This is a genomic window from Burkholderia sp. AU33803, from assembly GCF_002223095.1.
GTDB lineage: Bacteria > Pseudomonadota > Gammaproteobacteria > Burkholderiales > Burkholderiaceae > Burkholderia.
In genome coordinates this window covers 565,999-583,264 of record NZ_NKFJ01000004.1, presented here as the reverse complement: position 1 = coordinate 583,264, position 17,266 = coordinate 565,999, and the positions used below count along the sequence as shown (strand labels likewise).

17 protein-coding genes are annotated in these 17,266 nt (G+C 65.7%); 2 read left to right on the top strand and 15 right to left on the bottom strand.

The window, feature by feature from the left end:
* Positions 1-27: 27 nt before the first annotated feature.
* Positions 28-681 (bottom strand): methionine ABC transporter permease, encoded by a 654-nt coding sequence (locus CFB41_RS05155; protein ID WP_011351347.1) that lies wholly within the window; start codon positions 679-681, stop codon positions 28-30.
* Positions 671-1,705 (bottom strand): methionine ABC transporter ATP-binding protein, encoded by a 1,035-nt coding sequence (locus CFB41_RS05150; RefSeq protein WP_089439505.1) that lies wholly within the window; start codon positions 1,703-1,705, stop codon positions 671-673. Before CFB41_RS05150 ends, CFB41_RS05155 begins: the two co-directional genes overlap by 11 nt.
* A 219-nt stretch (positions 1,706-1,924) precedes the next feature.
* Here CFB41_RS05150 and CFB41_RS05145 point away from each other — a divergent pair, with 219 nt between their 5' ends.
* Positions 1,925-2,845, top strand: coding sequence for an alpha/beta hydrolase (locus CFB41_RS05145; protein ID WP_089455812.1), 921 nt, complete (start codon positions 1,925-1,927; stop codon positions 2,843-2,845).
* A 30-nt stretch (positions 2,846-2,875) separates the two neighbouring features.
* Here the strand turns inward: CFB41_RS05145 and CFB41_RS05140 are convergent, their stop codons facing one another.
* Positions 2,876-3,799 carry a histone deacetylase family protein gene (locus CFB41_RS05140; RefSeq protein ID WP_011351344.1) on the bottom strand — a complete coding sequence of 308 codons (924 nt, stop codon included), beginning with the start codon at positions 3,797-3,799 and terminating at the stop codon, positions 2,876-2,878.
* Positions 3,800-3,842: 43 nt separating this feature from the next.
* Between CFB41_RS05140 and mltB the strand changes: the two genes are divergently transcribed.
* Complete coding sequence (gene mltB, locus CFB41_RS05135; RefSeq protein ID WP_089455811.1) at positions 3,843-5,186, top strand: lytic murein transglycosylase B; 1,344 nt, start codon at positions 3,843-3,845, stop codon at positions 5,184-5,186.
* Positions 5,187-5,265: 79 nt separating this feature from the next.
* On the opposite strand, the gene cysM is transcribed toward mltB, so the two are convergent.
* The 12 genes from cysM to CFB41_RS05075 all read right to left on the bottom strand — a co-directional run bounded on the left by cysM (position 5,266) and on the right by CFB41_RS05075 (position 17,175).
* Positions 5,266-6,168, bottom strand: a complete 903-nt coding sequence (gene cysM, locus CFB41_RS05130) for a cysteine synthase CysM (protein WP_089455810.1) — start codon at positions 6,166-6,168, stop codon at positions 5,266-5,268.
* A 211-nt stretch (positions 6,169-6,379) separates the two neighbouring features.
* Positions 6,380-6,721, bottom strand: coding sequence for a helix-hairpin-helix domain-containing protein (locus CFB41_RS05125; protein ID WP_089439500.1), 342 nt, complete (start codon positions 6,719-6,721; stop codon positions 6,380-6,382).
* Positions 6,722-6,795: 74 nt separating this feature from the next.
* Positions 6,796-7,788 (bottom strand): ADP-glyceromanno-heptose 6-epimerase, encoded by a 993-nt coding sequence (gene rfaD, locus CFB41_RS05120; protein ID WP_039343257.1) that lies wholly within the window; start codon positions 7,786-7,788, stop codon positions 6,796-6,798.
* 63 nt (positions 7,789-7,851) lie between these two features.
* Entirely contained in the window at positions 7,852-8,802 is a 951-nt protein-coding gene (gene rfaE1 / locus CFB41_RS05115) for a D-glycero-beta-D-manno-heptose-7-phosphate kinase (RefSeq protein WP_069247435.1), read from the bottom strand.
* Positions 8,803-8,809: 7 nt separating this feature from the next.
* Positions 8,810-10,210: a UDP-glucose/GDP-mannose dehydrogenase family protein gene (locus tag CFB41_RS05110; protein WP_089455809.1), complete on the bottom strand. Its 1,401-nt coding sequence runs from the start codon at positions 10,208-10,210 to the stop codon at positions 8,810-8,812.
* A 90-nt stretch (positions 10,211-10,300) separates the two neighbouring features.
* Positions 10,301-11,473, bottom strand: a complete 1,173-nt coding sequence (lapB, locus tag CFB41_RS05105) for a lipopolysaccharide assembly protein LapB (RefSeq protein ID WP_089439497.1) — start codon at positions 11,471-11,473, stop codon at positions 10,301-10,303.
* Between the two features lie 53 nt (positions 11,474-11,526).
* Positions 11,527-11,820 carry a lipopolysaccharide assembly protein LapA domain-containing protein gene (locus CFB41_RS05100; protein ID WP_021157458.1) on the bottom strand — a complete coding sequence of 98 codons (294 nt, stop codon included), beginning with the start codon at positions 11,818-11,820 and terminating at the stop codon, positions 11,527-11,529.
* A gap of 210 nt (positions 11,821-12,030) precedes the next feature.
* Complete coding sequence (locus tag CFB41_RS05095; RefSeq protein WP_006486894.1) at positions 12,031-12,354, bottom strand: integration host factor subunit beta; 324 nt, start codon at positions 12,352-12,354, stop codon at positions 12,031-12,033.
* 22 nt (positions 12,355-12,376) lie between these two features.
* Positions 12,377-14,089 carry a 30S ribosomal protein S1 gene (gene rpsA / locus CFB41_RS05090; RefSeq protein WP_011544885.1) on the bottom strand — a complete coding sequence of 571 codons (1,713 nt, stop codon included), beginning with the start codon at positions 14,087-14,089 and terminating at the stop codon, positions 12,377-12,379.
* 141 nt (positions 14,090-14,230) lie between these two features.
* A complete protein-coding gene (gene cmk / locus CFB41_RS05085) occupies positions 14,231-14,917 on the bottom strand; it encodes a (d)CMP kinase (protein WP_039343267.1) in 687 nt (228 codons plus the stop codon).
* Positions 14,918-14,930: 13 nt separating this feature from the next.
* Complete coding sequence (gene aroA / locus CFB41_RS05080; protein WP_089455808.1) at positions 14,931-16,235, bottom strand: 3-phosphoshikimate 1-carboxyvinyltransferase; 1,305 nt, start codon at positions 16,233-16,235, stop codon at positions 14,931-14,933.
* 13 nt (positions 16,236-16,248) lie between these two features.
* Positions 16,249-17,175 carry a prephenate dehydrogenase/arogenate dehydrogenase family protein gene (locus CFB41_RS05075; protein ID WP_089456561.1) on the bottom strand — a complete coding sequence of 309 codons (927 nt, stop codon included), beginning with the start codon at positions 17,173-17,175 and terminating at the stop codon, positions 16,249-16,251.
* Positions 17,176-17,266: the final 91 nt, after the last annotated feature.

The following is a 17,266-nucleotide window of genomic DNA, read 5'->3' as shown; positions in this document are numbered from 1 at the left end:
AGTGTCCCCTGACGGATCAATCTTGTTTTACTTGTGGCTCAGCCGGCGGACGAGCCAGTCGCCGAACGACTGCACGATCTGCACGAACACGATCAGGATCGCGACCACCGTCCACATCACTTCGGGCAGATAGCGCTGGTAGCCGTAGCGGATCCCGAGATCGCCGAGGCCGCCACCGCCGATCGCGCCCGCCATCGCCGAATAGCCGACCAGCGACACGAACGTGATCGTCAGGCCCGCGACGACGCCCGGCAGCGATTCGGGCAGCAGCACCTTGAAGACGATCTGCGACGTGGTCGCGCCCATCGATTGCGCAGCTTCGATCAGCCCGCGGTCGACTTCGCGCAACGCCGTCTCGACGAGACGCGCGATGAACGGCGCGGCCGCCAGCGTCAGCGGCACGACCGCCGCGGCCGTGCCGATCGACGAACCCGTGACGAGCCGCGTAAACGGAATCACCGCGACCAGCAGGATGATGAACGGCGTCGAGCGGACGGCATTCACGATGCCGCCGAGCACGCGATTCACCGCGAGGTTCTGCAGCACGCCCTGGCGGTCGGTCAGGTAGAGCAGCACGCCGAGCGGCAGGCCGACGAGCGCGCCAACCACCCCGGAGATGCCGACCATGATCAGCGTCTCCCAGAACGACTGCACGAACATATCGAACATCTCACTCAACATACGAAAGCTCCTCTACCACCACACCTTGCTCGCGCAGGAACGCGAGCGCCTGCCCGACCTTGCCCGGCTCCCCTCCCGCGAGCACCGCGAGCGAACCGAACGCCTGCCCCTGGATCTCGTCGATCTGACCATGCAGGATGTTGAAATCGAGTTCGTACCGGCGAATCGTCTCCGACAGGATCGGCTGGTCGACACCCGAGCCCGTGAACGCGAGCCGCAGCAAATGCCCGCTGCCCGTCTTCAGCCGCTCGGCCACGCGCGCCTTCAACGCGGGCGGCAACTCCTGCGCGATCACGTCGCCGATCAGCGCGCGCGTCACTTCGTGATGCGGCTGCAGGAACACGTCGATCACGCGGCCTTCCTCGACCACGCGCCCCGCATCGAGCACCGCGACGCGATCGCACACCTGCTTGATTACTTCCATCTGGTGCGTGATCAGCACGATCGTCAGGCCGAGCTCACGGTTGATGCGCTTGAGCAGGTCGAGAATCGAACGCGTGGTCTCGGGATCGAGCGCGGACGTCGCTTCGTCCGACAGCAGCACCTTCGGCTGGCTCGCGAGCGCGCGGGCGATGCCGACGCGCTGCTTCTGCCCGCCGCTGATCTGCGACGGATAGCGATCCTTCTGCGCGGACAACCCGACGAGGTCGAGCAGCGGCAGCACGGCGGCCTCGATCTCGGCACGGCTGGCGCCGGCCAGTTCGAGCGGCAGCGCGACGTTGTCGAACACCGTGCGCGACGACAGCAGGTTGAAGTGCTGGAAGATCATGCCGATCTCGCGACGCGCCTCGCGCAGCGCGCCAGCCGGCAGCAGCGTGAGATCGCGCCCGCCGACGACGACATTGCCTTCGGTCGGCCGCGTGAGCAGGTTGATGGTGCGCACGAGCGTGCTCTTGCCGGCGCCGCTTCGGCCGATGATGCCGAACACCTCACCCTGCGGAATCGTCAGGTTGATGTTGCGCAGCGCCTCGACCCAGCCACCCGGCCCGGGAAATCGCTGCGAAAGATTGCGTAATTCGATCATGTAAACAAAACGGCGGCCCGGCTGGCGAGTTGGCCCGCCAGTCGGCCGCCGATGCATCTGGAATAGCCGCCGATTTTACCGCAAACCCCTCATTCCCCTTAATAATCGATTTCGATCTTTTCATAACCACACGGAATTAGAGGAGCCCCGCTGGCGCGCCGCGACGGTGCCGCGACTATGATCCGGAACACATATGCCAACCGACAGGGGACATGCCAGATGACCGCCACCACGACGCCGGCCGCCACGCCCGCCACCGCCGGACCGGCGCCTTCGTCGCCGCCCGCGCCCACCATGGGCCGGCTGCGTACCGCGGACGGACTCGAACTGGCGTCGTACCGGTGGTCCGCGAGCGACGGCTCCACGCCGCCGCGCGCGACGATCGCGCTCGTTCACGGTCTTGCCGAACATGCGGGCCGCTATGCTGCGCTCGCCGGCCGGCTGAATGCGGCCGGCATAGACGTGCTCGCGATCGACCTGCGCGGGCACGGCCAGTCTCCCGGCAAGCGCGCGTGGGTCGAGCGCTTCGACGGCTACCTGAACGATGCGGATGCGCTTGTCGCCGAAGCCGCGCGCGGCAATTCGCCGCTGTTCCTGATGGGGCACAGCATGGGTGGCGCGGTCGCGGCGCTGTACGTGATCGAACGCGCGCCGACGCGCGGCCCCCTGCTGACGGGCCTCGTGCTGTCGAGCCCGGCGCTCGCGCCGGGGCGCGACGTGCCGCGCTGGATGCTCGCGGTGAGCCGCGTCATCAGCCGCGTCTGGCCGACCTTCCCTGCCATCAGGATCGATGCGGCACTGCTGTCGCGCGATCCGGCCATCGTCGCGGCCAATCGTGCCGATCCGCTCGTGCATCACGGCGCGGTGCCCGCGCGCACCGGCGCGGAGATTCTCGACGCGATGGCGCGCATCGAAAGCGGCCGCGGTGGGCTACGCGTTCCGGTGCTCGTCTATCACGGGACCGAGGACAAGCTGACCGAGCCCGACGGCAGCCGGGCGTTCGGCGCGCGCGTCGGCTCGCCCGATCGCACGCTGACGCTCTACGAAGGTGGCTTTCACGAAACGATGAACGATCTCGAACGCGATCGCGTGATCGACGCGCTGATCGCGTGGATTCACGCGCGCGTGCCGGCGCGCTGAGCGCGCCCGGCCCGGCCGGTTAATCGGTAATCAGATACCGGCCAGCACGCGCAGGTGCGCAACGACGCTGCGCCCGAGCGCGGACAGGTTGTAGCCGCCTTCGAGGCAGCTCACGATGCGGCCCTGCGCATGCCGGCGGGCCACGTCGACGATCTGCGCGGTCAGCCATTCGAAGTCGGCTTCGACGAGGCCGAGGTTGCCGATATCGTCCTCGCGATGCGCATCGAAACCCGCCGACACGAACAGCATCTGCGGCTTGAACGCATCGAGGCGCGGCAGCCAGAACATGTCGACGGCTTCGCGGATCGCCATCCCGTTGCTACGCGCCGGCATCGGCAGGTTGACCATATTCGGCGCCTGATGATCGACGCCCGAGAACGGGTACAGCGGATGCTGGAAGAAGCTGCACATCAGCACGCGCTCGTCATTCGCGAATGCGGCCTCGGTGCCGTTGCCGTGATGCACGTCGAAATCGATGATCGCCACGCGCTCCAGACCGTGTACGTCGAGCGCGTGCCGCGCGGCGATTGCGACGTTGTTGAAGAAGCAGAAGCCCATCGCGCGCGCGGGCTCCGCATGGTGGCCGGGCGGGCGCACGCCGCAGAACGCATTCGCATAGCGGCCTTCGATCACCGCGTCGGTCGCCGCGATCGCGGCACCGGCCGCGCGCAGCGCCGCACGCCACGTATCGCGGTTCATCAGCGTATCGGGATCGATCTCGACGTAGCCGTCGACCGGCGTCATGCTCCGGATGTAGTCGATGTGCGCCTGCGTATGCACCCGGCCCAGCGCGACTTCGCTCGCGAACGGCGCGGTTTCGTGCACGATCAGGTCGTCGATGCGGCTCGCGATCAGTTGATCTTGGATCGCCGACAGGCGGGCCGGGCATTCCGGATGCCATTCCCCCATCTCGTGCAGCATGCAGTCGGGGTGCGTATAGAAAGCGGTTGCCATAAGCTGTCATCCGCGGCGCACGGTGCACCGCAGGTCTCCATCAATGATGTCCATCGTCTGCCGCGAATTCGCCGCTAACTTACCACAACGGGGGCCCGCCACGCCCCGGCGCGCCGGATCCGTCGGGTATACTGCGCCGAACCCAATCGCCTTGTCCGCCCGCTTCGACATGAATTCCAGCAAGCCTGCCGCCCTTCTCTCCGCGCTGTTCCGTGCTCGCGTGCCGCTCGTCGCGGCCGCTGTGGTCGCCGCCCTCGGCACCGCGCCTGCCGGCGCGCAGACGCAACCCGCGAAGTCCACGGACAAGCTCGTCGCACAGGCCCAGCCGCAGCAGCCGACGCCGCCAGGCCAGACCTTCGAAGAGGAAATTGTTCCGCAGCGTTACGCGAACAACGCGAAGGTCGATGCGTTCATCGACGAGATGGTCAGCCGCAACGGCTTCGACTCCGCGAGCCTGCATGCGCTGTTCTCGCGCATCAGCTATTCGGCGACAGCGGTCAAGCTCGTGAAGCCGGCGCCGTCGCCGACGGTCAAGAACTGGCGCGTCTATCGCTCGCGCTTCATCGAGCCGATCCGCATCAACGCGGGCGTGAAATTCTGGAAGGCGAACCAGGCAACGCTGCAACGCGCATCCGAGCAGTTCGGCGTGCCGCCCGAAGTGATCGTCGGCATCATCGGCGTCGAGACGATCTACGGCCGCTACATGGGCAATTTCCGCGTGCTCGACGCGCTGACGACGCTCACGTTCGACTATCCCGACACGCCGAATCGCGACAGCCGCCAGGCGACGTTCCGCAAGAACCTCGAGGACTTCCTGGTCTGGACGCGCGACAACCAGCTCGACCCGACCACCGTGCTCGGCTCGTATACGGGCGCGATCGGGATTCCGCAGTTCCTGCCGAGCAGCATCCGCGAGTATGCGGTCGACTTCGACGGCACGGGCCATGTCGACCTGCGCAGCAGTCCTGTCGATGCAATCGGCAGCGTCGCGAACTACCTGAAGCAGCACGGCTGGGAAACCGACCGCCCGGTAGTCTGGCAGATCACGCCCGACACGGGCAGCCTGGGGATCGCCCAGGCTGCCGCCGACGGCCAGCCCGAGCCGCACTGGGCGCTGTCGCAACTGCTGCGCGCAGGCATGACGCTGAACGAGCCGACGGTCAACATCACGACCGAAGGCGGTACCCCGGTGACGGTGGTCGACCTGCCGTCGCCGGGGCGTGCGACCGAGTACATGCTCGGCCTCAAGAATTTCTATGTGCTGACGCGCTACAACCGCAGCTTCTTCTATGCGCTCACCGTGTACCAGCTTGGCGAGGCGGTGAAGGCGCAGATGGAAGCGAGCGGCGCACTTCAGCCGGCCACCGTCGACACCGAGTCGCAATAAGTACCAGCCGCTCAAAGAAAAAGCGCCGCACAAGCGGCGCTTTTTTTATCGCACGCGGGTTGCGCGCACCTGCCCGCGTTCAGGCAGGGAACACGCCCGTGGACAGGTAGCGGTCGCCGCGATCGCAGATGATGAACACGATCGTCGCATTCTCGACCTGACGCGCGATGCGCATCGCGACTTCACATGCGCCGCCCGACGAAATGCCCGCGAAGATGCCTTCGACCGACGCGAGCCGGCGCGCCATCGTTTCCGCCGCGGCCTGGCTCACGTTCTCGACGCGGTCGACCCGGCTGCGATCGAAGATGGTCGGCATGTACGCTTCCGGCCACTTGCGGATGCCGGGAATGCGCGAACCGTCTTCCGGCTGCGCACCGACGATCTCGATCGCCGGATTCTGTTCCTTCAAATAGTGCGACGTGCCCATGATCGTGCCCGTCGTGCCCATGGCCGACACGAAGTGCGTGATGCGCCCTTCGGTATCGCGCCAGATTTCCGGGCCGGTCGCTTCGTAGTGCGCAATCGGATTGTCGGGGTTCGCGAACTGGTCGAGGATCACGCCCTTGCCTTCGCGCTGCATCTGGTCCGCGAGATCGCGCGCCAGCTCCATCCCGCCCTTCACCGGCGTCAGGATGATTTCGGCGCCGTAGGCAGCCATGCTCTGGCGGCGCTCGACCGACAGGTCCTCCGGCATGATCAGCACCATCTTGTAGCCGCGGATCGCCGCCGCCATCGCCAGTGCGATACCCGTATTGCCGCTCGTCGCCTCGATCAGCGTATCGCCCGGCTTGATGCGCCCGCGCGCCTCGGCCTTGCTGATCATCGACAGTGCCGGACGATCCTTCACGGAACCAGCCGGATTGTTGCCTTCGAGCTTCGCGAGCAGCACGTTGTTGCGCACGCGAATTTCATCGTCCGGCAAGCGGACCAGTTGGACGAGCGGCGTATTGCCGATCGTGTCTTCGATAGTTTTGTAAGCCATGGATATACCGTGAGTACGAGGCCGATCAATCGATCGATTGTAAACCAGCACCGCTGCTCACGCCGGCAACCCCATTGCGACGATGGAATACGCGTGCCGTGCAACCCGCCACCGCAGACACCGCGCCCACGCAAAAAACCCGCGGCATGCCGCGGGAAGCCGTCGCAATGACGGCGACTGAAGGAGCTCGTTGTCGGTCGCGCGCGTCGCGTTACTTCTGTGCCGTGCGGGCAGGCGGTGCCGCGGGCTTGCCGAGCGGCTTGCCCGGTGCCGGCGGCGTGGCACCCGTGCCGGCCGCGCCGATCGTCAGGCCTTCCTGCTGAAGCCGCTCGACGGTATGGCCGCCCATGCCTTTCACGCGCGACGCGAGATCTTCCGCATTCTTGAACGGACCGCGTGCGCCGCGTTCGTCGAGAATCGCCTTCGCCCGAGCCGGGCCGATGCCCTTGATGCCGACGAGCGCATCCTCGTTCGCGGTGTTGACGTCAACGGCCGCCCAGGCCGACGCGATCGTGCCGAGCATTGCCGCTGCGGCCAACCATTTCCTGATCATGTGCTGGATCTCCGATGAAAAACGGCCGGCGGCTGCCGACCGTGAGACCCAGTCTATCGATGCAACGCTTCCGCTTAAACCTGGCCAGATAGCCAACGCACATAGCGGTCGACGCCTTCCTGCACGGTCAGGAACGGTGCGTCGTAGCCGGCCGCGCGAAGCTTCGTCTGATCGGCCTGCGTGAAGCACTGGTACTTGCCGCGCAGTGCATCGGGGAACGGCACGTATTCGATCAGCCCTTGCTCGACCTGCTGCGCGAGCGTCAGCGGCGGCTGGTTGTCGAGCGCACGCAGCGTGTTCACGACCGTCGACGCGATATCGTTGAACGGCTGCGCACGGCCCGTGCCGAGGTTGAAGATGCCCGACTTCTCAGGATGATCGAAGAAGAACAGGTTCACCTTCGTCACGTCCTCGACCGACACGAAGTCGCGCGTCTGCTCGCCCGGTGCATAGCCGTTGTACTCGCCGAACAGCTTCACCTTGCCTTCCGCACGGAACTGGTTGAAGTTGTGGAACGCGACCGACGCCATGCGCCCCTTGTGCGTCTCGCGCGGGCCGTACACGTTGAAATAGCGGAAGCCGGCGATCTGGCTCTTCGCGGTCGGCAACACGCGACGGATCACCTGGTCGAACAGGAACTTCGAATAGCCGTAGATGTTCAGCGGCGCCTCGACCTCGCGCTCCTCGACGAAGCGCGTCGATCCGCCGTAGGTCGCGGCCGACGATGCGTACAGGAACTGCGTGCCCTGCGCGAGGCAGGCGTCGAGCACCGCGCGGCTGTAGCGGAAGTTGTTGTCCATCATGTAGCGGCCGTCGGTTTCCATCGTGTCCGAACAGGCGCCTTCGTGGAAAATCGCGCGTACCTTGCCGAAATCACCACGTGCGAAACGTTCGACGAATTCCGTCTTGTCCAGATAGTCGTCGATCTCGCAATCGACGAGATTCCGGAACTTGTCCGCACGCGTCAGGTTGTCGACTGCGATGATGCGCGTCTCGCCGCGCTCGTTGAGCGCCTTGACGATGTTCGCGCCGATAAAACCGGCTGCGCCGGTGACGATGAGGGTCATGATCGTCCTGCCTGAAAAGTGCGAGCCATGCGTGCGGCGCGCTCGTCGCGCCACCGCATGCGCTCAGTGAAACAGTTCGTCGTAGTCCACCGTGGCCGTGCCGAGCTTGCCGACCACGATGCCTGCCGCGCGATTCGCGAGCACGACGGCGTCGACGAGCGGCACGCCCGCGCCGAGCATCGTCGCGACCGTTGCAATCACGGTATCGCCCGCGCCCGACACGTCGAACACCTCGCGCGCGAGCGCCGGTGCGTGCAGTTCGCCGCTGGCGGAAAACAGCGTCATCCCTTCTTCCGAACGCGTGAGCAGCAGCGCGTCGATGCCGAGTTCCGCGCGCAGCTTCGCGACGCGCGCGCGCAGATCGTCTTCCGACTTCCACTGCCCGACCACTTCGCGCAGTTCAGCGCGATTCGGCGTGATCAGCGACGCGCCGCGATAGCGTGCCCAGTCGTCACCCTTCGGGTCGACGAGGACGGACTTGCCGGCCGCCCGCGCCTTCTCGATCATCGTCGTGACGTGCGTCAGGCCGCCTTTCGCGTAATCCGACATCAGCACGACGTCGTGCTGCGGCAGCAGCGCATCGAAGCGCGCGAGCCCCGCGAGCAGCACCTCGTGCGTCGGCATGGCCTCGAAGTCGACGCGCAGCAGTTGCTGCTGGCGCGCGAGCACGCGCAACTTGATCGTGGTCGGCAGCGCCGGGTCGCGCTCGAGATGCGGCGTCACGCCGCTGCTGCCGAGCAGCTCGACGATCCGCTCGCCGGGTTCGTCGCACCCGACGACGCACAGCAACCCGGCCTGGCCGCCGAGCGTCACGGCGTTGCGCGCGACGTTGGCCGCACCGCCGAGGCGCTCTTCCTGACGCTGCACGTGCACGACCGGCACCGGCGCTTCAGGCGAAATGCGATCGACGTTGCCGAACCAGTAACGGTCGAGCATCACGTCGCCGACGACAAGCACGCGCGAGCGCGCGAGCTGCTCGCGCGGCACCGGAACGACTTCGCGAAGAGTATTCATCGTGTGGTCAGCCACGGGTGGACGACTGGGGATCGACATACGGCCGGCCGATCGCGTAGTAGTCGATGCCCAGTTCGGCCATCGCATCCGGCTCATAGAGATTGCGACCGTCGAAGATCACCGGCGCCTTCAGTTCGGCCTTCAGGCGCGTGAAGTCGGGGCTCCGGAATTCCTTCCATTCGGTCACGATCACGAGCGCGTCCGCCCCCGTCACGGCGATGTCCTGCGTCTCGACGAGATGCAGCCGCGCCAGCGCGTCCGGATCGGTGCCGAAATCGAGCGCAAACACGCGCCGCGCCTCGTCGACCGCGACCGGATCGTACGCACGCACGGTCGCGCCGCGTTCGAGCAGCGCGGCGATCAGGCGACGGCTCGGCGCCTCGCGCATGTCGTCGGTGTTCGGCTTGAACGCCAGGCCCCAGACCGCGAACTCGCGGCCGCTCAGGTCGGCGCCGAAGCGCTGCTCGATCTTGCTGATCAGCACGTCCTTCTGCGCATAGTTGGCCGCCTCGACGGCCTCGAGGATACGCAGCGGCTGGCCGTTCTCACCGGCCGTGCGAATCAGCGCCTGGACGTCCTTCGGAAAGCACGAGCCGCCGTAGCCGACGCCGGCGTACAGGAAGTGATAGCCGATGCGCGGATCGGAGCCGATCCCGCGGCGCACGGCCTCGATGTCGGCGCCGACCTTGTCGGCCAGATTCGACATCTCGTTCATGAACGAGATGCGCGTGGCGAGCATCGCGTTCGCCGCATATTTCGCGAATTCGGCCGAACGCACGTCCATGTAGATCGTGCGCTCGTGGTTGCGATTGAACGGCGCGTAAAGCTTCTTCATCTTCTCGCGCGCGATCGTGCCCGTCTCGTCGTCGTCGACGCCGATGATGATCCGGTCCGGACGCATGAAGTCTTCGACCGCGGCGCCTTCCTTCAGGAACTCCGGGTTCGACACGACCGAGAAGCGATGCGCGACGCTGCCTGCCAGACCGCGGGCGGCAAGCGCCTCGTCGACCACGCCGCGCACGCGCTGCGCGGTGCCGACCGGCACCGTCGACTTGTCGACGATCACCTTGAAGCCCGTCATGTGGCGGCCGATGTTGCGTGCGGCTTCGAGCACGTACTGCAGGTCGGCCGAGCCGTCCTCGTCGGGCGGCGTGCCGACGGCGATGAACTGGATCTCGCCGTGCGCGACGCTCGCCTCGATATCGATCGAGAAGCGCAGGCGCCCCGCCGCGCGGTTGCGCGCGATGATGTCCAGCAGCCCCGGTTCGTGAATCGGCATCCCGCCGTTGTTCAGGATGTCGATCTTGCGCTGATCGACGTCGAGACAGAAGACGTCGTGACCGATCTCCGCGAGGCACGCGCCCGTGACGAGACCGACATAGCCGGTGCCGATGATGGTGATTTTCATAGATGTTCCGGTACTTCCCGGTAATTGACTAACTTGGCCGCCGGGACGAACCCGGCGACAACCGCAGCGCGTTGGCTCCGCGTGCCGGGATCAGCCCGGCATCGCAGGTTCGACGCGGCGCGGCGCATAGGTTTCCCAGCCGCTGCATCCGGGGCACTGCCAATAGAAGAGCCGTGCCCGGAAACCGCAATTCTGGCACGTATACCGTGGCAGATTCTTCGTGCGCTGCTTGATCAGCGCACGCATCATTTCAAGTTCCTTACGGCGCGGTTCGTCGGCCGCGGCGATTTGCGCGTCGAGCAGATGCAGCATCCCCGACAGGTTCGGTGACTTCTCCATCTGCGTGCGCGCGAGCGTGTGCGCCGCCTCCTGGCCGCGCAACCCCGCGATGTGCTGGTACGCGATGTCGAGCAGGTCGTTCGACGGATAGCGGTCGATATACCCCATCAGCAGCTCGGCGCCTTCGGCATGCTTGCCGAGCGCGACATACGCCTTCATCAGCTTGTCGGCGACGAGCGGCAGATACGCGGGATTCTGCGCCTCGACGCGCTTCCAGTGCTCGATCGCGGCCGCGTGGTTGCCCTCGGCTTCCGCCGCGTCGCCGGACAGCACCGTCGCGCGCACGTTCTGCGGGTTCACGGCCAGCGCCAGGCGCAGCTGCTCAGCGGCCGCTGCCGCGTTCTTGCGCTGCAGCGCGTCCTGCGCGAGTTCGCAGTGGAACTGGGCGATTTCGACGCCAAGCGGCTTGTCGCTCATCGACTCGATGCGCTTTGCCGTATCGATCGACTTGTTCCAGTCCTTCTCGATCTCGTAGATCGTCAGCAGCGCCCGCTGCGCGCCGAGCGCGTAATCGCCGTCGGCGAGCTTGTGAAACGCCTCTTCGGCACGATCGAGCAGCCCGGCCTTCAGGAAATCCTGGCCGAGCTCGTAAAGCGCGTGGTCGCGCTCGTTGACCGGCAGGTCCGTGCGGCTCAGCAGGTTCTGGTGCACGCGGATCGCACGATCGGTCTCGCCGCGGCGGCGAAACAGATTGCCGAGCGCGAAGTGCAGCTCGACCGTCTCGGGATCGAGCTTGGCGACCTCGATGAACGCATCGATCGCCTTGTCGGGTTGTTCGTTCAACAGAAAATTCAGGCCGCGAAAATACGATCGCGGCAGGTTGGCACTCTCCGACAGGAGATTCTTCAGGTCATAGCGTGACGCCGCCCAACCCAGCGCGAACGCGACCGGAATCGCGAGCAACCACCAAAAATCCAGATCCATGCGAAATATCGAAGCAGAGACGAAAACCGCGCGATGATCGCGCGGCGTCCGTGTTAAATGACGGGCGGCATCGGCGGCTGGTCGATGACGGCCGGCGTTTCGCGCGCCGCACGCAGATCGCGCTTCAGGCGCCCGTTCTCGAGACGCAGGCGGAAGATCGAAGGCAGCGCGGACAGCAAGCCGGCCAGCAGCCCAACGGCGAAGAACGCCAGGCCGATCAGGATCAGCGGCGCTTGCCATGAATAGCCGGCAACGAAATTCAGCGTCGCGGTTTGCGTATTGGCCAGCGCAAGCACCAGCAGCAGTACGAACACCAATACCCGGATCAGCCAGACGATAAACTTCATGAAGCCCTCTCTTTGTTGAGGTATGCCGCGGCGCGCGACTCCCCTTCGTCGCGCCGAATCGACCCGTATTGTAAAGGATGCGTTTCCGCGGCTGCGCAGATCCTGCGCGCCGCCGTTGCGCGGCGATCGCCGGAAATGAAAAAAGCGCCCGCAAGGGGCGCTTTTCTTTTCAGCCTTCGCCGGATGGGTTCCGGGCAAACCGGATGACGCTCAACGCTCGTCGTCCGGATCATCAGCCTTCAGCGGCTCACCGGCGCGGCCGTCGACGCGTTCGCGCAATTCCTTGCCAGGCTTGAAGTGCGGCACGAACTTCTCGGGCACCTGCACTTTCTCCCCTGACTTCGGGTTGCGTCCGACGCGCGCCGGGCGACGGTTGAGGCCAAAGCTGCCGAAACCCCGAATTTCAATGCGATGCCCTTTCGCCAGGGCGTCAGACATCGCATCGAGCATCGTTTTCACCGCGAAATCCGCATCCTTGAGGACAAGTTGCGGAAATCGCGATGCCAGCTGCGCGACCAACTCGGATTTGGTCATACTTCAGCAGACCTCGTGAGGCTTACTGGTTCTGGCCGTCGAGCTTCGCCTTCAGCAGCGCGCCGAGGTTGGTCGTACCGGTCGCAGCAGCGCTGGAGTCCGACTGCAGGCCGCGGATCGCTTCCTGTTGTTCAGCCGAATCCTTCGCCTTGATCGACAGGTTGATGCCGCGCGACTTGCGATCGATGTTGATCACCATCGCGTTGACCTTGTCGCCTTCCTTCAGCACGTTGCGTGCGTCTTCGACGCGATCCTGCGAGATTTCCGACGCGCGCAGGTAGCCTTCGATGTCACCCGTCAGCGTAACGACCGCACCCTTCGCATCGACCGTCTTCACGACGCCGTCGACGATCGAGCCCTTGTCGTTCATTGCAACGTAGTTGCTGAACGGGTCGCCTTCGAGCTGCTTGATGCCCAGCGAAATACGTTCCTTCTCGACGTCGATACCGAGCACGATTGCTTCGACTTCGTCGCCCTTCTTGTACTTGCGAACAGCTTCTTCGCCAGCTTCGCTCCACGACAGGTCCGACAGGTGAACCAGGCCGTCGATGCCGCCCGGCAGACCGATGAACACGCCGAAGTCGGTGATCGACTTGATTGCGCCCGTGATCTTGTCGCCCTTCTTGAAGTTGCGGCTGAAGTCATCCCACGGATTCGGCTTGCACTGCTTCATGCCGAGGCTGATACGACGACGGTCTTCGTCGATCTCGAGGACCATGACTTCGACTTCGTCGCCCAGCTGGACAACCTTCGACGGAGCAACGTTCTTGTTGGTCCAGTCCATTTCCGACACGTGGACGAGGCCTTCGATGCCCGATTCCACTTCGACGAATGCGCCGTAGTCGGTGATGTTCGTGACCTTGCCGAACAGGCGCGTGCCCGACGGGTAACGGCGCGAGATGCCTTCCCACGGATCGTCGCCCAGTTGCTTGATGCCCAGCGAGACGCGGTTCTTCTCTTGGTCGAACTTGAGGATCTTCGCGGTGACTTCCTGGCCAACCGACAGGACTTCGCTCGGGTGACGCACACGACGCCATGCGATGTCGGTGATGTGCAGCAGGCCGTCGATGCCGCCGAGGTCGACGAACGCGCCGTAGTCGGTGATGTTCTTGACCACGCCGTTGACGATCGCGCCTTCCTTCAGCGTCTCGAGCAGCTTCGCGCGCTCTTCGCCCTGGGTTGCTTCGATCACTGCACGACGCGACAGCACGACGTTGTTACGCTTGCGATCGAGCTTGATCACGCGGAACTCGAGCGTCTTGCCTTCGTACGGGGTCGTGTCCTTGACCGGACGCGTGTCGACCAGCGAACCCGGCAGGAACGCGCGGATGCCGTTGACCATCACGGTCATGCCGCCCTTCACCTTGCCGGTGATCGTGCCGGTGACGAGTTCGTTGTTGTCGAGCGCCTTTTCCAGCGACAGCCACGATGCAAGGCGCTTCGCCTTGTCGCGCGACAGGATCGTGTCGCCGTAGCCGTTTTCGAGTGCGTCGATCGCGACGGACACGAAATCGCCCGACTGCACCTCAACCTCGCCCTGATCGTTCAGGAATTCCTCGATCGGAATGTAAGCCTCGGACTTCAGGCCTGCATTGACGACCACGAAGTTGTGGTCGACGCGCACGACTTCGGCGGAAATCACTTCGCCGGCGCGCATGTCTTGGCGGGTCAGCGACTCTTCGAACAGAGCCGCGAAAGATTCAGTATTCGGGGTAGAGGTTTGCAGGTCGGACATAAAAATCTGATTGTGCATGGATCGCTGTGCCACGCCGGCCGGAATGGCAGGCTGAAAGGGCCAGATCGAGGTCCACACGGGGTTAAGGGTTCGAAACACGCTCCGCACTTACGCGTGGAGCACCTACCGCTGCCCGCCTTCTCAGGCCGGCTGGCCGAGCGCCCGGTACCACTGCAGCACCTGGTCGACCGCTTCGTCGACCGACAGCGCCGACGTATCGAGCAGCTTGGCATCTGCTGCGGGCTTGAGCGGCGCGGCCGCGCGATTGCTGTCGCGCGCATCACGTTCACGGAGATCCCGGAGCAAGTCATCAATATTAGCAGAAAAACCTTTTTGCATCAATTGCTTATGCCGTCTGGTCGCGCGCGCCTCGGCGCTGGCCGTCAGGAACACCTTCAGCACGGCGTCCGGGAAGATCACGGTACCCATGTCGCGCCCGTCCGCGACGAGGCCCGGCGTCTTGCGGAACGCGCGCTGGCGCGCGACGAGCGCGGTGCGCACCGGCCCGTGCACGGCGATCGCCGACGCGCGGTTGCCGACCGCTTCGGCGCGGATGTCGTTCGACACATCGACGCCGTCGAGCTGCGCGCAGCCTTCGCGGAACGTGATGTGGAGATCGTCGATCAGCTTCACCAGCGCGTCGATGTCCTCGGCCTCGATGCCGTAGCGCACGCTCGCGAGCGCGGCGAGCCGGTACAGCGCGCCGCTGTCGAGCAGGTGGAAGCCAAGATGCGCGGCGACGAGCGCGGCGACGGTGCCCTTGCCGGAAGCAGTCGGGCCGTCGATCGTGATGACGGGAGTCGGGTGAAAGGGTCGGGTCGATTTCATCAGAACAGTGGGGTCAGGCTTTGGCGAGCGCGGCGAAGCGGTCGAAATAGTCGGGGAACGTCTTGCCGACGCACTTCGGATCGTTGATCCGCACGGGCACGCCGCCCAGGCTGACGAGCGAGAAGCACATCGCCATCCGGTGATCGTCGTACGTATCGATCGCCGCGTTCGGCGTGAGCTTTTCCGGCGGCGTGACGACGAGGTAGTCCGGGCCTTCCTCGACGATCGCGCCGACCTTGCGCAGCTCGGTCGCCATCGCGGCGATGCGGTCGGTTTCCTTCACGCGCCAGCTCGCGATGTTGCGCAGCGTGCTCGTGCCGTTCGCGAACAGCGCCGCGACCGCGATGGTCATCGCCGCATCGGGGATCAGGTTGAAGTCCATGTCGATCGGCTCGAGCTTGCCGTGGTCGTGGCCGATGCCGCGCACGTCGATCCAGTCGTCGCCCATCGTCACGTTCGCGCCCATCTGCATCAGCGCGTTCGCGAAGCCGACATCGCCCTGGATGCTCGCCCGCCCCACGCCCTCGACGCGCAGCGGGCCGCCGCCGAGCGCGCCGGCCGCGAGGAAGTACGACGCGGACGACGCATCGCCCTCGACCATGATCCGCCCCGGCGAGCGGTAGCGGACGCCGGCCGGCACGACGAAGCGCTGCCAGCCGTCGCGCTCGACGGTCACGCCGAAGCGCTCCATCAGCCGGATCGTGATGTCGATGTACGGCTTCGAGATCAGCTCGCCATCGACCTCGACGACGATCTTGCCGTCCTTCGCCTTCACGAGCGGCAGCGTCATCAGCAGCGCCGTGAGGAACTGGCTCGACACGTCGCCGCGCACGCGGATCGGCGCGTCGACGGAAATGCTCGCCGGCTTGATCCGCAGCGGCGGGTAGCCTTCGTTCAGCTCGTAGTCGATCTGCGCGCCGATTTGCCTCAGACCGTCGACGAGATCGCCGATCGGCCGCTCGTGCATGCGCGGCACGCCGTGCACGCGATAGTCGCCGCCGTTCACCGCGAGCGCGGCGGTCAGCGGCCGCACGGCCGTGCCCGCGTTGCCGAGGAACAGGTCGGCCGTCTTCGCGGTGAATGCGCCGCGCGTGCCCATCACGACGCAGGTGTCGCCATCGCGCGCGAGCTTCACGCCGAGCTTGCCGAGCGCGTCGAGCATCACGCGCGTATCGTCGGAGTCGAGCAGGTTGGTGATCGTGGTTTCGCCTTCGGCAAGCGCCGCGAGCAGCAGCACGCGGTTCGAAATGCTTTTCGAGCCGGGCAGGCGCACGGTGCCCGATGCACTGGAGTACGGGCCGAGATCGAGATAGTCCATGGGAATCGTCCTGTTATTTCTTGACCGGTTCGGCAGCGGGCGCACCGCCGCGCTCCTGCCATACCTTGCGCGCAGCGCGCGAGCGCGTGAACACCGCTTCGAGCGCCGCGCCGTCGCCGGCGTCGATCGCCGCGCGCAGCCGCGTGAGCACACGCGTGTAGCCATCGAGCTCATCGAGCAGCGCCGCGCGGTTCGCGACGCACACGTCGCGCCACATCTCCGGGCTCGACGCCGCGATGCGCGTGAAATCGCGGAAGCCGCCTGCCGCGTACGAAAATTTCAGTTCCGCGTCGGCCTCGCCGAGGATCTGCTCGACGAGCGCGAACGACAGCACGTGCGGCAGATGGCTGATCGACGCAAATACGCGATCGTGCTGCTCCGTGCTCATCGTGCGCACGTCGGCGCCGGTCGCACGCCACATCGCGTCGATTCGCGCGACCGATTCGGGGGCGTTCTCCGGCAGCGGGCACAGCACGACGTTGCGGCCGACGTACAGATCCGGCAATGCGGCCTCGACGCCGCTCGACTCGCGGCCGGCGATCGGGTGACCCGGCACGAACTGCGCGATCCGCGCGCCGAGCGCTTCGCGCGCGGCCGCGACGACATCGGACTTGGTGCTGCCCGCATCGGTGACGATCGTCGCCGCTTCAAGCCACGGCGCGATGCGCGCGAGCAACGGGCCCGTCTGCGCGACAGGTGCCGCCAGCAGCACCAGATCGGCGCCAGTCAGCGCATCGCGCAATTGCGCGTCGTCGTCGAGCGCCGCCGCGCGGTCGATCACGCCGAGTGCGAGCGCACGCTCGACCGAAGCACGCGAACGGCCCACGCCGACAACCTCGCCCGCGCCGCCCGGCGCGCGCTCGCGCAGCGCGCGGGCCAGCGATCCGCCGATCAGGCCGACGCCGAAGATGACCAGTTTGTTGAATGCAAAGCCTGACACGACAAGAGCCAAGTTACGCGCACAGGACGACGCCCCGCACACGGAATTCCAGATTCCGGGCCACGGGACCGCATCCGGCGCAACCTGCGCC

Bases quoted from the DNA above. Each gene is read 5' to 3' on its own strand.
- rfaD (WP_039343257.1), bottom strand. From the start codon at position 7,788: ATGACCCTCATCGTCACCGGCGCAGCCGGTTTTATCGGCGCGAACATC.
- CFB41_RS05155 (WP_011351347.1), bottom strand. From the start codon at position 681: ATGTTGAGTGAGATGTTCGATATGTTCGTGCAGTCGTTCTGGGAGACG.
- rpsA (WP_011544885.1), bottom strand. From the start codon at position 14,089: ATGTCCGACCTGCAAACCTCTACCCCGAATACTGAATCTTTCGCGGCT.
- cmk (WP_039343267.1), bottom strand. From the start codon at position 14,917: ATGAAATCGACCCGACCCTTTCACCCGACTCCCGTCATCACGATCGAC.
- CFB41_RS05125 (WP_089439500.1), bottom strand. From the start codon at position 6,721: ATGATCAGGAAATGGTTGGCCGCAGCGGCAATGCTCGGCACGATCGCG.
- mltB (WP_089455811.1), top strand. From the start codon at position 3,843: ATGATGTCCATCGTCTGCCGCGAATTCGCCGCTAACTTACCACAACGG.
- CFB41_RS05140 (WP_011351344.1), bottom strand. From the start codon at position 3,799: ATGGCAACCGCTTTCTATACGCACCCCGACTGCATGCTGCACGAGATG.
- CFB41_RS05150 (WP_089439505.1), bottom strand. From the start codon at position 1,705: ATGATCGAATTACGCAATCTTTCGCAGCGATTTCCCGGGCCGGGTGGC.
- CFB41_RS05145 (WP_089455812.1), top strand. From the start codon at position 1,925: ATGACCGCCACCACGACGCCGGCCGCCACGCCCGCCACCGCCGGACCG.
- cysM (WP_089455810.1), bottom strand. From the start codon at position 6,168: ATGGCTTACAAAACTATCGAAGACACGATCGGCAATACGCCGCTCGTC.
- CFB41_RS05110 (WP_089455809.1), bottom strand. From the start codon at position 10,210: ATGAAAATCACCATCATCGGCACCGGCTATGTCGGTCTCGTCACGGGC.
- lapB (WP_089439497.1), bottom strand. From the start codon at position 11,473: ATGGATCTGGATTTTTGGTGGTTGCTCGCGATTCCGGTCGCGTTCGCG.
- CFB41_RS05100 (WP_021157458.1), bottom strand. From the start codon at position 11,820: ATGAAGTTTATCGTCTGGCTGATCCGGGTATTGGTGTTCGTACTGCTG.
- rfaE1 (WP_069247435.1), bottom strand. From the start codon at position 8,802: ATGAATACTCTTCGCGAAGTCGTTCCGGTGCCGCGCGAGCAGCTCGCG.
- CFB41_RS05095 (WP_006486894.1), bottom strand. From the start codon at position 12,354: ATGACCAAATCCGAGTTGGTCGCGCAGCTGGCATCGCGATTTCCGCAA.
- aroA (WP_089455808.1), bottom strand. From the start codon at position 16,235: ATGGACTATCTCGATCTCGGCCCGTACTCCAGTGCATCGGGCACCGTG.